The sequence below is a fragment of the Stenotrophomonas sp. NPDC077659 genome (assembly GCF_050268705.1).
GTDB lineage: Bacteria > Pseudomonadota > Gammaproteobacteria > Xanthomonadales > Xanthomonadaceae > Stenotrophomonas.
In genome coordinates this window covers 1-13,272 of the sequence record NZ_JBNNHG010000073.1, presented here as the reverse complement: position 1 = coordinate 13,272, position 13,272 = coordinate 1, and the positions used below count along the sequence as shown (strand labels likewise).

The 13,272-nt window shown below is 63.4% G+C and carries 13 protein-coding genes and 1 pseudogene; 5 read left to right on the top strand and 9 right to left on the bottom strand.

Annotated features, from left to right (window positions below):
* Positions 1-253: 253 nt before the first annotated feature.
* From pilB to ACQKDV_RS11835, 3 genes and pseudogenes are all read right to left on the bottom strand, one after another.
* A pseudogene (gene pilB, locus ACQKDV_RS11845) lies at positions 254-1,981 on the bottom strand (type IV-A pilus assembly ATPase PilB).
* A gap of 212 nt (positions 1,982-2,193) precedes the next feature.
* Positions 2,194-2,601: a pilin gene (locus tag ACQKDV_RS11840; protein WP_427783933.1), complete on the bottom strand. Its 408-nt coding sequence runs from the start codon at positions 2,599-2,601 to the stop codon at positions 2,194-2,196.
* Positions 2,602-2,733: 132 nt separating this feature from the next.
* Positions 2,734-3,186: a pilin gene (locus ACQKDV_RS11835; protein WP_427783932.1), complete on the bottom strand. Its 453-nt coding sequence runs from the start codon at positions 3,184-3,186 to the stop codon at positions 2,734-2,736.
* A gap of 357 nt (positions 3,187-3,543) precedes the next feature.
* Here ACQKDV_RS11835 and ACQKDV_RS11830 point away from each other — a divergent pair, with 357 nt between their 5' ends.
* The 4 genes from ACQKDV_RS11830 (at position 3,544) to ACQKDV_RS11815 (ending at position 7,445) form a co-directional block, all read left to right on the top strand.
* Positions 3,544-4,803 (top strand): type II secretion system F family protein, encoded by a 1,260-nt coding sequence (locus ACQKDV_RS11830; RefSeq protein ID WP_427783931.1) that lies wholly within the window; start codon positions 3,544-3,546, stop codon positions 4,801-4,803.
* Positions 4,804-4,811: 8 nt separating this feature from the next.
* Entirely contained in the window at positions 4,812-5,675 is an 864-nt protein-coding gene (locus ACQKDV_RS11825; RefSeq protein WP_324810235.1) for an A24 family peptidase, read from the top strand.
* Positions 5,676-5,685: 10 nt separating this feature from the next.
* Positions 5,686-6,297 (top strand): dephospho-CoA kinase, encoded by a 612-nt coding sequence (coaE, locus tag ACQKDV_RS11820; protein ID WP_427783930.1) that lies wholly within the window; start codon positions 5,686-5,688, stop codon positions 6,295-6,297.
* A gap of 104 nt (positions 6,298-6,401) precedes the next feature.
* A complete protein-coding gene (locus ACQKDV_RS11815; RefSeq protein ID WP_427783929.1) occupies positions 6,402-7,445 on the top strand; it encodes an AI-2E family transporter in 1,044 nt (347 codons plus the stop codon).
* A 238-nt stretch (positions 7,446-7,683) separates the two neighbouring features.
* Here ACQKDV_RS11815 and ACQKDV_RS11810 read toward each other — a convergent pair whose 3' ends face one another.
* From ACQKDV_RS11810 to ACQKDV_RS11785, 6 genes are all read right to left on the bottom strand, one after another.
* Entirely contained in the window at positions 7,684-9,051 is a 1,368-nt protein-coding gene (locus ACQKDV_RS11810) for a sensor histidine kinase (RefSeq protein WP_427783928.1), read from the bottom strand.
* Positions 9,014-9,691 carry a response regulator transcription factor gene (locus ACQKDV_RS11805; RefSeq protein WP_005410804.1) on the bottom strand — a complete coding sequence of 226 codons (678 nt, stop codon included), beginning with the start codon at positions 9,689-9,691 and terminating at the stop codon, positions 9,014-9,016. Before ACQKDV_RS11805 ends, ACQKDV_RS11810 begins: the two co-directional genes overlap by 38 nt.
* A 144-nt stretch (positions 9,692-9,835) precedes the next feature.
* Positions 9,836-10,306 carry a hypothetical protein gene (locus ACQKDV_RS11800; RefSeq protein ID WP_427783927.1) on the bottom strand — a complete coding sequence of 157 codons (471 nt, stop codon included), beginning with the start codon at positions 10,304-10,306 and terminating at the stop codon, positions 9,836-9,838.
* Between the two features lie 105 nt (positions 10,307-10,411).
* Positions 10,412-10,891 carry a hypothetical protein gene (locus ACQKDV_RS11795; RefSeq protein WP_427783926.1) on the bottom strand — a complete coding sequence of 160 codons (480 nt, stop codon included), beginning with the start codon at positions 10,889-10,891 and terminating at the stop codon, positions 10,412-10,414.
* 270 nt (positions 10,892-11,161) lie between these two features.
* The gene (gene rimK / locus ACQKDV_RS11790) at positions 11,162-12,040 is read right to left on the bottom strand and encodes a 30S ribosomal protein S6--L-glutamate ligase (RefSeq protein WP_427783925.1); all 879 of its coding nucleotides are present in this window, start codon (positions 12,038-12,040) and stop codon (positions 11,162-11,164) included.
* A gap of 97 nt (positions 12,041-12,137) precedes the next feature.
* Positions 12,138-12,569, bottom strand: a complete 432-nt coding sequence (locus ACQKDV_RS11785) for a hypothetical protein (protein WP_427783924.1) — start codon at positions 12,567-12,569, stop codon at positions 12,138-12,140.
* 204 nt (positions 12,570-12,773) lie between these two features.
* Between ACQKDV_RS11785 and ACQKDV_RS11780 the strand changes: the two genes are divergently transcribed.
* Positions 12,774-13,082: a hypothetical protein gene (locus ACQKDV_RS11780; RefSeq protein WP_427783923.1), complete on the top strand. Its 309-nt coding sequence runs from the start codon at positions 12,774-12,776 to the stop codon at positions 13,080-13,082.
* Positions 13,083-13,272 lie beyond the last annotated feature (190 nt).

Genomic DNA, 13,272 nt, shown 5'->3' with positions numbered 1-13,272 from the left:
GCTGAAAAAGCTGGGAATGGAGTAGAGCCGAGCCCATGCTCGGCTGCCGTGTCGGCTGCGCCGCCGCCCGAGCATCGGCTCGGGCGCTACAACCGCTACGTTCCGACGCTGATCAATCCTTGGTGACGCGCCGCGTCACAAGCTGAAAAAGCCGAGGATGGAGTAGAGCCGAGCCCATGCTCGGCTGCCGTGTCGGCTGCGCCGCCGCCCGAGCATCGGCTCGGGCGCTACAACCGCTACGTTCCGACGCTGATCAATCCTTGGTGACGCGGTTGATCTCGGCCAGGCTGGTCACACCCGCCGCAGCCTTCTTCAACGCCGACTGGCGCAGGTCGTTCACCTTGATTGCCTGTGCCGCCTCGGCAATCTGCAGCGCATTGCCACCGGCCAGGATGATCGTCGAAATCTCATCGGTCATCGGCATCACCTGGTAGATACCGGTACGGCCCTTGTAGCCCTCGGTGCATTCATCGCAGCCCACGGCCTCATACAGGTCGATGCCCGCATCCAGCTGTTCCTGGGTGAAGCCCTCGGCCAGCAGCGCATGCGCGGGCAGGTTGGCCGGCCGCTTGCAGTTGCTGCACAGGCGGCGTGCCAGGCGCTGGGCAATCACCAGCGTCACCGAGCTGGTGATGTTGTACGGCGCGATGCCCATGTTCATCAGGCGCGCGATGGTCTGCGGCGCATCGTTGGTATGCAGCGTGGACAGCACCATATGGCCGGTCTGCGCTGCCTTGATCGCGATCTCGGCGGTCTCCAGGTCGCGGATTTCGCCGACCATGATGATGTCCGGATCCTGTCGCAGGAACGAACGCAGCGCCGCCGCGAAGGTCATGCCGCGCTTGTTGTTCTGCTGTACCTAGTTCACACCGGGCAGGCGGATTTCCACCGGGTCTTCGGCAGTGGAAATGTTGCGCGTCTCGTCGTTGAGGATGCCCAGTGCCGTATACAGCGACACCGTCTTGCCCGAGCCGGTCGGGCCGGTCACCAGCACCATGCCGTAGGGCTTGTGGATGGCCTCCAGGAAAAGCTTCTGCTGCTCCGGCTCGTAACCCAGCTTGTCGATGCCCAGCTTGGCCGCGCTGCCATCGAGGATACGCAGCACCACCTTTTCACCGAACAGCGTCGGCAGCGTGCTAACGCGGAAATCGATCTGCTTGGTCTTGGACAGGTTCAGCTTGATGCGTCCGTCCTGCGGCACACGCTTCTCGGCGATATCCAGCTGCGCCATCACCTTCAGGCGCGCGGCAATGCGCTGGTTCAACTTCACCGGTGCGCGCGCAACCATCTTCAGCAGGCCGTCGATGCGCAGGCGCACGCGGTAATCATCTTCGTAAGGCTCGAAGTGGATGTCCGACGCGCCCTTGCGGATCGCATCGACCAGCACCTTGTTGACGAACTTCACCACCGGGGTGTCGTCGCCCTTGGCGTCCACGCCGCTGTCGCTGCTGGACATGTCCTCATCGCCACCGGAGACGTCGAGGTTGGCCATGCCATCGTCGTCACCCCCGAGCGAATCGCCCAGCGTGTCGTGGCTGGCATGCCACTGTTCCAGCGTGCGCCGGATCTGGTCCTCATCGACCAGGATCGGCTCCACCACCAGATTGGTGTGGAACTTGATCTCATCCAGCGAATGGGTCGGGTTGCTGGTGCCAACGAACAACCTGCCACCGCGTTTGAACAGCGGCAGCACGTTGTGCTTGCGCAGCAGTTCCTCGCTGACCAGCGACATGGCGTTCTGGCTGGCGTCGAACGTGGACACGTCGAACAGCGGCATGCCGAACTCGACCGCGTTGGCCGCCGCCAACTGGGAGGCGCTGACCAGCTTGTTCTGGGCGAACCAGGTCGGGAGCGGCTGCTTGGCCGCTGCGGCCTTGGCCATGGCGTCACGGGCGGCGGTTTCATCCAGCGCGCCGTCCTGGACCAGGCGGCGGGCCAGGCCGGTGATGCCGACGAGGTTGGCGTTGATTACGGTGTTCATCTGTGCGCTCCTACTCCCCTGCGCAGATTACCGGACTACTTGCGGTTGGAAAACAGGCAATGGAAGCGCAGCGCCCCTTCCGCCAAGCTCACGTCAGGATGCGCGATAGACCGCAGGCACGTGGCATGGACTACCTGCCTTGATGTGGACTCAGCCAGACGTGGCTCCCACTAATTCCAAATGTCGGAATGGAATCCAACCCTACTGGCCCCTTAGCCTCGACATTCTGCAGGGACACGACTGAATTCGCCTGCCTTTATCGAGCACGTCCACACGATAGCCGAATCCCCGTCCAGAGAGGGAGTTAACAGAAGTTCGATTCCACCAGCTCGATCCGTCGTAATGACCTTAAGAACGCCATCACCCTCACACTCTATGGATTCGACATTCCCGCTCTTACCGCCTGTGTCAGACATGTTGTCGCACGCCGAAGAGGAAAGCTTGGCCTGTGCAGCGACATTCTCTGCAACCAACGACTTGTAGGCACCCACCACCACCAGCGCTTCGGCAACACGTGCGCGGACTGTGTAGTCCTGGTAGGCAGGCATAGCTATTGCCGTCAGAATCGCCACGATTGCGATAACAACCATCAACTCAATGAGCGTAAAACCCTTGTTCATTCCTCTTCCCCTCGAGGATGATGCTCAGATGTCGATATGACACCCCAAAAAAAAGAAGCCCCTTCCTTGCGGTTGAGGGGCTTCCTTCTGAATCTCAGACGCGGTCAAAGCGCGTCATTGATTCAATAGCTATTAGGCACTACCCTTACGGCATTCCGACGGAACATACTTGTTGTTGGCCGCGTTGGAAACTTCGCAAGTCCACACGATTACGTCACCCGGGACATCGCCAGCCTTAAGGGCTGCACCACCGCTGTTCGGGGTCAGAGTGAACTCAACGTCCTTAGCGTTGCTCTTCATGCCCACGGTGATCACACCAGTGGTGGCTGCAACCGCGATCGAATCAACGTTCTTGGTGGCAGCATCACTACTATCAAACGCATAGCCTTGTCCCAGATCAGCGGAACCGTTGCTGGCATTTTCAGCCACGATGGTCTTAGCGGCAGACGCCAAGGTCAGGCCTTCCGAAACGCGAGCGCGGACGGTGTAGTCCTGGTAAGCCGGCAGAGCGATGGCGGCCAAGATGGCGATGATCGCAACGACGATCATCAGTTCGATAAGGGTGAAGCCCTTCTGGTTCTTCATGTGTACATCCCCAAGATAGTTGGTGGTTGAGTTCAGTGCGCCGGAGCGGTCCGGCCGGTAGCCGGTTGAGCGGGTCCCGCGCCCTGCGGGTGGATCAACGCAGGTTGCGTGCCAACCCCGGCACGCCTCCCCCTGGATTTCCCCGGCGCCAATGATGGCAGCAATTTCTTGTATGTGAAGTCCCCTGAACAAGAAATGCGATGGACCCGTCAATGTGACGCAGTGCGTCACCTCCTGCCCCAGCGCGCCGAAAACCCTGCGGCACGTCACGTTGGTGGCCCCCACGAAGGGCTCGGAACCGGCTAACATCCCCGGCCATGATGCCCGCCTGGGGATGGCGGGCCTTGGGGAGCCAACATGTCAGTCAGTCGCAGTGCAATCAAGAAAGAGCCCGTGGCGCGAAGCACCATGGATCTGCAGCCGTTTGTCTGGGTGGGGACCGACAAGCGCGGCGTGAAGATGAAGGGCGAGCAGATGGCCAAAAATGCCAATCTGGTCCGCGCTGAGCTTCGCCGGCAGGGCATCAATCCCGGCCAGGTCAAGCTCAAGCCGAAACCGCTCTTCGGCCAAGCCGGCAAGCCTGTCAGCCCGAAAGACATTGCCTTTTTCAGTCGGCAGATGGCCACGATGATGAAATCCGGCGTGCCGATCGTCTCGGCACTGGACATCATTGGTAGCGGTCATAAGAACCCGCGCATGAAGAAGATGGTCGACGGTATCCGCACCGATATCGAGGGTGGTTCGTCGCTGTACGAGGCCGTCAGCAAGTACCCGGTACAGTTTGACGAGTTGTATCGCAATCTTGTGCGCGCTGGTGAAGGCGCCGGCGTACTTGAAACCGTTCTGGATACGGTGGCCACGTACAAGGAGAACATCGAAGCATTGAAGGGCAAGATCAAGAAGGCGCTCTTCTATCCAGCGATGGTCGTGGTAGTAGCATTGCTGGTCTCCGCCATCCTGCTGATCTTTGTCGTTCCGCAGTTTGAAGACGTGTTCAAGAGCTTCGGCGCGGAACTGCCAGCCTTCACCCAGTTGATCGTCAACCTGTCCCGCTTCATGGTCTCGTGGTGGTGGTTGATAGCGATCATTATGGGCGGCGCCGGTGTCGGTTTTGTCATGGCCTACAAGCGATCCCTTAAGATGCAGCACACCATGGATCGGTTGATCCTGAAGGTGCCGGTGATCGGCCAGATCATGAACAACAGCGCCATCGCCCGCTTCGCCCGTACCACGGCGGTGACTTTCAAGGCCGGTGTGCCGCTGGTGGAAGCGCTGGGCATCGTCGCTGGCGCGACTGGCAACAAGGTCTACGAGGAGGCGGTCCTGCGCATTCGCGATGACGTGTCGGTCGGCTACCCGGTCAACATGGCCATGAAGCAGACCAACCTGTTCCCGCACATGGTCGTCCAGATGACCGGCATCGGCGAAGAAGCCGGCGCACTGGATGCCATGCTGTTCAAGGTGGCCGAGTATTATGAGCAGGAAGTCAACAATGCCGTGGATGCCTTGAGCAGCCTGCTGGAACCGATGATCATGGTCTTCATCGGCACCATCGTCGGCGGTATGGTCATCGGCATGTACCTGCCCATCTTCAAACTCGGCGCCGTCGTCGGCTAAAGGTAACAATGGCATTTCTCGACCAGCATCCCGGCCTCGGCTATCCCGCTGCGGCCGCCCTGGGGCTGCTACTGGGCAGTTTCCTCAACGTGGTCATCCTGCGTCTGCCCAAGCGGATCATGTGGGAGTGGAAGCGCGACGCGCGTGAGGTCCTGGAGCAGCCGGACATCTATGACCCGCCTCCACCGGGCATCGTGGTCGAGCCGTCGCACTGCCCGCACTGCAAGCACAAGTTGTCCTGGTACGAGAACATCCCGCTGTTCAGCTGGATCGTCCAGGGCGGCAAGTGCCGCCACTGCAAGGCTCCCATCTCCATCCAGTACCCGCTGGTGGAGGCGCTCACCTCAGTGATGGTGCTGGCCTGCGTGTGGCAGTTCGGTTTCGGCTGGCAGGGCTTCGGCGCCATCGTGCTGACCTGCTTCCTGATTGCCCTGTCGGGCATCGACCTGCGCACCCAGTACCTGCCGGACCAGATAACGCTGCCGCTGATGTGGCTGGGCCTGGTGGGCAGCATGGACAACCTGTACATGCCCGCCAAACCGGCGCTGATCGGTGCGGCCGCCGGTTTCCTCATCCTGTGGCTGGTGGCCAAGGCCTACAAGCTGATCAAGAACCGCGACGGCATGGGCGGCGGCGATGCCAAGCTGCTGGCCGCGCTGGGCGCGTGGTGCGGGCTGAAGGGCATCCTGCCCATCATCCTGCTGTCGTCGGTGCTGGGGGCCGTCATCGGCTCGCTGTGGCTGTATGCCCGCGGCCGCGACAAGGCCACGCCGATCCCGTTCGGCCCCTACCTGGCGCTGGCCGGCTGGCTGTACTTCATGTGGGGCGAGCCGTTGGTGAACCAGTACCTGGTCATGAGCGGGCTGCGCTGACGGCACCGCCATGAGCCGCTATGTGGTGGGCCTGACCGGTGGCATCGCCGCCGGCAAGAGCGAAGTCACCCGGCGCTTCGAGGCGCTGGGGATCGTGGTGGCCGACGCGGATCTGGCCGCCCGCGCGGTGGTTGCCACCGGCAGCCCCGCCCTGGCCGCCATCGCCGAGCGCTTCGGCGCGCAGATGCTGCAGGCCGATGGCAGCCTGGACCGGGCGCGGCTGCGGGCCCATGTGTTTGCCGACCCTGCCGAGCGGACCGCGCTGGAGGCGATCACCCACCCGGCCATCCGCCGGTTGATGCAGCAGCAATGCGAACAGGCGGCCAGCCCCTATGCGCTGGCGGCCATTCCGCTGCTGACCGAAGTCGGCGGCCGCACGGCCTACCCGTGGCTGGACCGGGTGCTGCTGGTCGATGCCCCCGAGGCCGTGCAGCACGCCCGCTTGATGCAGCGCGACGGCATTGATGCGGCACTGGCCGACCAGATGATTGCCGCCCAGGCCAGTCGCGTGCAGCGCCAGGCACTGGCGGATGATGTGGTGGTCAACGACGGCCATCCCGATGACCTGCAGGCGCAGGTGGAAGCGCTGCACACACGCTATCTGGCACTGGCTGCGCGCTGACGCAGGCATCGCGGGGCCACTGTAGCCCCGCAGACACACACGGTCTTCTCACGCGCCCAGCTATGGTCCTGCGCCTGTCATTGCGCCTGCCTGTGAGAGTGCCCGTGCCCTCTGCTTCCCTCCGTTCCTACACCGCCCGCGTGGTGGTTACCCTGGCATTGATCGCGCTGGGCCTGCTGCTGTGGAAACTGTCGCAACTGATGCTGCTGATCTTCGGGGCGGTCGTAGTGGCGGCCCTGCTGCGCACGATCGTCGGCCTGGTGCTGCGCTGCACGCCACTGTCGGAGGGCTGGGCCTTGGGCCTGACCGTGGTGCTGCTGGCGGTGCTGTTCGGGCTGGCCATGTGGTTGTTCGGCTCGCAGTTGGGTGCGCAGGTGGCCACGCTGCGGCAGACGTTGCCGGCGGCATGGGAGAACTTCCAGACCTGGCTGGCCAACAGCCCGGCAGGTCCTACCGTCCACGAGCTGACCCAGAACGCGCAGTCCAGCATTTCGACCATGGCCGCCCGGGCCGGAGCGCTGGCGATGTCGGCAACCGGCGGCGTGGCCGATCTGTTCCTGGTGCTGATTGGCGGCATCTATCTGGCGGCACAGCCTACGCTGTACCGCACGGGGCTGCTCAAACTGTTGCCGACGCGGCAGCGCCCGGCAGTGGATGACGCGTTGAACGCCAGCGGCTATGCACTGAAAGCCTGGCTGGGCGGCCAGTTGCTGGCCATGGCCGTGGTCGGCCTGCTCACTGGCCTGGGCCTGTGGGCGCTGGGCGTACCGGTGGCCTTCGGGCTGGGCATCATCACTGCGCTGCTGGACTTCGTGCCCATCGTCGGCCCGATCCTGGCCGCTGTGCCGGCCATCCTGCTGGCCTTCACGGTCAGCCCGGAAATCGCCTTGGCCACGGTAGCGCTGTTCGTGGTGGTACAGCAGTTGGAGGGGCACCTGCTGCAGCCGCTCATCCAGCAGCGCGCGGTAGACCTGCCCCCTGCCCTGCTGCTGTTCTCGCTGTTCGGCATCGGCGCTCTGCTGGGCCCGGCCGGGGTGCTGCTGGCCGCACCATTGACGGTGGTGCTGTATGTGCTGGTCAAGCGGCTGTATGTGATCGAGGCGCTGGGCACCTCGACCCCGATTCCCGGCGACCCGAAGGTCCGGTAGATCCACGCCATGCGTGGATGAGAGCAACGGCAATGCGAACCAACGGTCCTCGCCCACCACAATGCAGCCGAGCATGGGCTCGGCTCTACTGAAGCGTTCCGGCGCGCTGCGTGACCGGGGTGGAAAGATAAGAGCAACCGTAGAGTCCAGCCACGCTCGACTGCATTGCTGCCAACCAAGGTTGGCATCTACCAGAGCGGGGCTACGTGCAGATCCACGCCATACGTGAATGCCCCGATCAGAGCGGCTTTGGCGAGAACGTCAACGTCGCGATGACGCCACGATCCCCACCGGGACGGACGCTGACCTGCCACCCGTACAGATCACACAGGCGGCTGACGATCGACAGACCGATCCCGCCGCCCTGCGAGTGCCCGGCATGGGTGCCGCGGTAGCCACGCTGGAACAGCTTGGCCGCGTCTTCTTCGCTCAGGCCCGGGCCACTATCAGTCACCGACACCGCATTGGCACTGACGTGCACGCGCACGCTGCCATCCTGCGAGTACTTCACCGCATTGCCGATGAGGTTGCCCAGCGCCACCGACAGCGCCGCCTCGGGGGCGTCGATCACCAGATCGCGCTCGCCTTCCAGCACCAGCTCCAGTGGCTTGCCTCCCAGCTGCGCACGGTGCGCGTCCAGCAGCTGCTCGGCCACGCGCGCCACGTTGCTGGTGCCCTGCCCGCGCTCGTTGCGCGACAGCAGCAGCAAGGCACCGATCAGATCGCTGCACTGCTGTTCGGCACGCTGGATGCGCTGCAGGCGCTGCAGCACTTTCTCATCCAGCCCCGGGCGGGTCAGCAGCAGCTCGGTCGCGCCACGGATGACCGCCAGCGGCGTGCGCAGTTCGTGGCTGACGTCGGCATTGAACTCACGGTCACGCTGCACCACCTCGGTCAGGCGCGAAGAATAGTCATCCAGCGCCTGCGCCAACTGGCCCACTTCGTCATCGGGGAAGCGCGGTGCCAGCGGCTCGGGATCACTGGTGCCACCGCGGTAGGCGCGCAGCCGTGCGGCCAGGTCGGACACCGGCTTCATCACCTTCGAGGCCGACCACCAGCCCAGCACCAGCGACAACAGGCTGAAGAACAGCACCGACAACACCAGCGCGCGGTTGAGCTGTTGCCCACCGCGCACGCTGTCGGTCATGTCGTAGGCCAGGAAGAACCAGGCGTCGGGCGTCTTGCGCACGGCCAGCTTGTACGAGTACTGCTCACCGTGTTCGTCACCGGTGACCGTATGGATGCCATCGTTGAACGCCGCCCACTGTGCCCGCTCCTCGCGCACCCGCTCGAACTTGTCCTTCGGGTAGGCGAACGCACGGATCTGCTGCACCGGCAGGTCTGGGCTGCGCTGGGGATCCTCGTAATAGCGTCGCGCATACTCGTCGATATTGCGGTTCATCACGTCTTCCACCAGCTGGGTTTCCACGCGCATGCGGGCCCAGTTGGTGGCGAACGCAAACAATGTTGTCAGGCAGAAGCCCAACAATACGAACGAGACAATGATGCGACTGCGCAGGCGCCGCCGATAGGGCGTGCGCCGACGATCCCCCCGGGTTGCCACCGAATCAGGCTTCCGGGGTTGCGATGCGGTATCCGATGCCATGGCGGGTCTGGATCAGCGGCACTTCAAACGGCTTGTCGACCACTGCGCGCAGGCCATGGATGTGGACACGCAGGGAATCCGAATCGGGCAGCTCTTCACCCCACACGCGGGTTTCCAGTTCCTGCCGGGTGACCACTGCCGGAGCGGCTTCCATCAGCGCCTGCAGGATCTTCAGCGCGGTCGGGTTGAGCTGCAGCAGCTTGCCCTGGCGGCGCACTTCCAGCGTGTCCAGGTTGTATTCCAGATCGCCGGTTTCCAGCACGCGGGTCTGCACGCCCTTGCCGCGGCGCGACAGGGCGTTGAGGCGCACTTCCACTTCCTGCAGCGCGAACGGCTTGATCAGGTAATCGTCGGCGCCCGAATCGAAACCGGCCAGCTTGTTGTCCAGCGAGTCGCGCGCGGTGAGCATGAGCACCGGGGTCTGCTTGCGTGCTTCATTGCGAAGCTTGCGGCAGACCTCGATGCCGTCCATGCCCGGCAGGTTGAGATCCAGCACGATGGCGTCAAACTCGTGCACCACCGCCAGATGCAGGCCGGTCACCCCGTCAGCAGCGAAGTCCACCGTGTGCCCACGGTCCTCGAGGTAATCGCCAAGGTTGGCTGCGATGTCGCTGTTGTCTTCGATTACGAGAATACGCACTGGGACCTCTGGGTCTTGAAGGGTCGTCGGGGGATGCCAAGCCCGCCGGCTGAGGATGCACCCGGGCAGGTGGACGTGACGTCTACCCGCTGAACGATACAGGTTCCATTCTTAACATTTCGTACGGAAGATCGGGCAATGCAGTCAGGGCCGGCCACCACCGGAGCGGCTGCTGTCTTCCATGGCCTTGCGGCTGGCTTCTTCGGCCCTGCGCCGCTGGGCCGTGGTCATGCACACGCGCTGGGCCATGTTGCTGCCGGTCAGGCGCTCGCGGCGGCAGCTGACCCGGCTGTCGGCCCTGGCCCGGGCCAGGAGGCTGTTGACCACGTCCTGGTCCTTGAGAACTTCCGCACGGTCCTGCGGTTCCAGTGCGTCCACCCGGTCCTGGTCGCCCAGCCGGGTCTGGATGCGGTCCAGGGCCTGCTGCACGGCGGCCTTGTCGTCCTTGCTGATCTCACTGTAATGCTCGGAACCGAGCGCCTTTTCGATGGCGCCCACCTGCGCGGCAACCGGCAGCGTGGCATCGAACGTCACATCGGCGTCGTTGTCATCCTTGGCCTGGGCGGTGGACGCCAGCGCCAATCCCATGGACAGCGCGAGGGCAAACGAGGTCATGCGTTGCATGGTTTTCCTTTCCATCATCCATGAAGAGTGCGCCACTGTACGGAGCGGCAGATGCACCGGCAAGGGACCACCGGCAGGGTGACCGATGGCGGTGGATCAGCGCCCTGCCGGCGGCGGTGAGAGCGTCTTGTAGCTGCGCTCGTCGTTGAGCAGCGCCTTGCCCTTTTCCTCGATCCGACGGCGCTCGGCCACGGTCAGGCAGCGGCTCTTGGGCATGTTGCTGCCGGTGGTGCGCGTGTACTGGCAGATCAACCGGCTGTCGGCATGGGCCCGGCTGAGAAGTATATTGATCCGCTCCTGATCGTTGAAGAGCTCGTTCTGCACCGCGGCGGGCAGTTCCTGCGCGGTCCTGTGCTCACCCATACGCTGGGTGATGCGCTCCAGCGACTGCTGCACCTGGGCGCGGTCGTCGGCTGAAATCTCGGCATACTCCCCGTTGTTCAGCGCCTTTTCGACCTGGCGGACCTGTTCGGCCACCGGGCCCTGCATGTCCATCTGGACCAGAGGCTTTTCCGATGCAGCCTGAACGGCTGCAGACAGGCCCAGCAACAACACCATCATCGTGATGCGGTACATCGCCAACCTCCCGATCCATCCCGGAACGAAGGCCCAACTCTACGAGGCACCGCGCGCCGTCACAAGGGACCCTTGGCACGGGCTGCCGCCGCTGGCGACGGGCAATAAAAAGAGGCCCAGGCGGTCTACCCGCCTGGGCCTGAAGTCGTATCCCGATTACCGATCCTGCTGAGAGGCAGAGCTGCGGTTGACTGAAGCCTACGCCGGAACCGATTAAAGGCTTGTTAAACCTCGCCAGCAATACTCAGAAAAATTACAAGCTACTGATATTCAAAGCTTTTTAATCTTCTCGACATGCGCAATGATGCGCTCGGCCACATCCACGCTGCATGCCGCTTCAATGCCTTCCAGGCCGGGGGTGGAGTTGACCTCCAGCACAAGCGGCCCGCGCTCGGACCGGATCAGATCGACCCCACAGACCGACAGGCCCAGGGCCTTGGCCGAGCGCACCGCCACCTGCTGTTCAGCCCGGCTGGCCTTGGCCGCCACCGCGGTGCCACCGGCATGCAGATTGGAGCGGAAATCACCTTCCGGGGCCTGGCGCTGCATGGACGCCACGACCTGGTCACCCACCACGAAGCAGCGCAGGTCGGCCCCCTTGGCCTCGCCGATGAATTCCTGCATGAGGAAATTGGCGTACAGGCCTCGCAGGGCCTCGACAATGCCGCGCGAGGCGCTGGCCTTTTCGGTGAGGATGACGCCGCGGCCCTGGGTGCCCTCGTTGAGCTTCACCACGTGCGGCGGCGGACCGAGCATGGACAGCAGGTCGACCGTGTCATCCGGGTTGTCGCCGAACACCGTGACCGGCATGTCGATGCCCTTGGCCGCCAGCAACTGGTGCGCGCGCAGCTTGTCGCGCGAGCGCAGGATCGCATCGGAGGGGTTGGGAGTACGCGCGCCCATCAGTTCGAACTGGCGCAGCACGGCGGTGCCGTAACGGGTGACCGAGGCGCCGATGCGGGGAATGACCGCATCCACGCCGGTCATCGGCCGACCCTTGTAGTGCATGGAAAAGCCGTCGGCGGCGATGCGCATATAGCAGCGCAGCGGGTCGAGGATGCGCACGGTATGGCCGCGTGCACGCGCGGCTTCAACCAGCCGGCGGGTGGAATACAGCGAGCTGTTGCGGGACAGGATGGCGAGCTTCATCGCGGCGGCAGTGGACGGCAGGCGCGCAGCATAGCGCGGCCGCGTTGCGGCGGGATGATGCTTCCGGCAACGGCATGCCGGTCGGACCGGGCGGCACTCAGCCGCCGCCGTCTGCGCCGTCCCTGCAGCCGCGCGCAGCCTCGCCCAGCGCCGCTACACAGGCCAGTTGCAGCGCTGACCCGCTGAAAGGGTCCTGATAGACCTCCTGGATCAACAACGCGGCCTTAGGACCACCCGCTCGCCCGAGCGCACGCACCGCTTCCAGCTGCTTTGCCGTGCCAGTGCCGGCGGACATGAGGATATGATGCAAACGGATGACCACATCGTCTCTGCTATTCATGTTCCAGTTGCTCCCTGCAAAGAGAGAGAACGCTAACTGGGAACCAGAGCCGCACACCATCAGAATTGTTTGAAATGATGGCGCTGGAACGACATGACCATTGAACGAACCCGGGAAATCATGGGCCTGACGATCAATCCGGGCCCGATCCAGCCTTGATACAGCCCGCCATTGGGAAATCGCGGGCATCACAACGCTCGATGTTCCATCGGCCAATACATCTCCTGAGCACCTGTACTTGAAATGCACAACATGACAGGATCGCAGCTCATGGATGGACACAAAGGGCCCGTTGTGGACATGTCACTCAGGAAGCCACGCCAACCTGCATTCAAAGCATTGGCAATGGCAGCGCTTTTCGTCATCGCCCTTCCCGCATGCTCAGGAACAAGGATGAATCCGGTTTATCCGCAATCGATGGTCGAGCCCATCAGCGTCCAGAAGTACGCAGCAACCGGGATCGCCCTGCGTTACAAGGTCCAGCCTGAAAGCAGCCATTACTCCGGCGGCGTGGATTACGAGCGCGTCGGCGACACATTGCGCGTGGTCATTGGACGCTGCGCAGTGGGTGCCCCCTGCGAACCCATGGCCAGATCGGTGATCCCACTGGATGACGCGTGGCAGGCGGAAGTGCACCTCCCGTACGACGGATCACGCGTGGTCGTTGTGCATTCCGACGGCGAGAAACAGGTCTATCCCTGACCACCGCGCACACCCTGGAGGATACGGATGTCTGATCACGAGAAGCAAACCGAAGCGCGCGCGGTACTAGGGATCCTCTGAAGAATCCCCGGTAGTGGGGGCGGCGGGGCGGGCCGACACCGGGGTATTGAAAGGGAAAAAAAGGGACCGCGCCCCCAACAACGAGGAAAACGCAAAACAATGGGTGAAG

Excerpts from the sequence above, each read along its gene's own strand:
- ACQKDV_RS11840 (WP_427783933.1), bottom strand. The coding sequence starts at position 2,601 with ATGAACAAGGGTTTTACGCTCATTGAGTTGATGGTTGTTATCGCAATC.
- ACQKDV_RS11835 (WP_427783932.1), bottom strand. The coding sequence starts at position 3,186 with ATGAAGAACCAGAAGGGCTTCACCCTTATCGAACTGATGATCGTCGTT.
- ACQKDV_RS11830 (WP_427783931.1), top strand. The coding sequence starts at position 3,544 with ATGTCAGTCAGTCGCAGTGCAATCAAGAAAGAGCCCGTGGCGCGAAGC.
- ACQKDV_RS11825 (WP_324810235.1), top strand. The coding sequence starts at position 4,812 with ATGGCATTTCTCGACCAGCATCCCGGCCTCGGCTATCCCGCTGCGGCC.
- coaE (WP_427783930.1), top strand. The coding sequence starts at position 5,686 with ATGAGCCGCTATGTGGTGGGCCTGACCGGTGGCATCGCCGCCGGCAAG.
- ACQKDV_RS11810 (WP_427783928.1), bottom strand. The coding sequence starts at position 9,051 with ATGGCATCGGATACCGCATCGCAACCCCGGAAGCCTGATTCGGTGGCA.
- ACQKDV_RS11800 (WP_427783927.1), bottom strand. The coding sequence starts at position 10,306 with ATGACCTCGTTTGCCCTCGCGCTGTCCATGGGATTGGCGCTGGCGTCC.
- ACQKDV_RS11795 (WP_427783926.1), bottom strand. The coding sequence starts at position 10,891 with ATGTACCGCATCACGATGATGGTGTTGTTGCTGGGCCTGTCTGCAGCC.
- rimK (WP_427783925.1), bottom strand. The coding sequence starts at position 12,040 with ATGAAGCTCGCCATCCTGTCCCGCAACAGCTCGCTGTATTCCACCCGC.
- ACQKDV_RS11785 (WP_427783924.1), bottom strand. The coding sequence starts at position 12,569 with ATGCCCGCGATTTCCCAATGGCGGGCTGTATCAAGGCTGGATCGGGCC.
- ACQKDV_RS11780 (WP_427783923.1), top strand. The coding sequence starts at position 12,774 with ATGAATCCGGTTTATCCGCAATCGATGGTCGAGCCCATCAGCGTCCAG.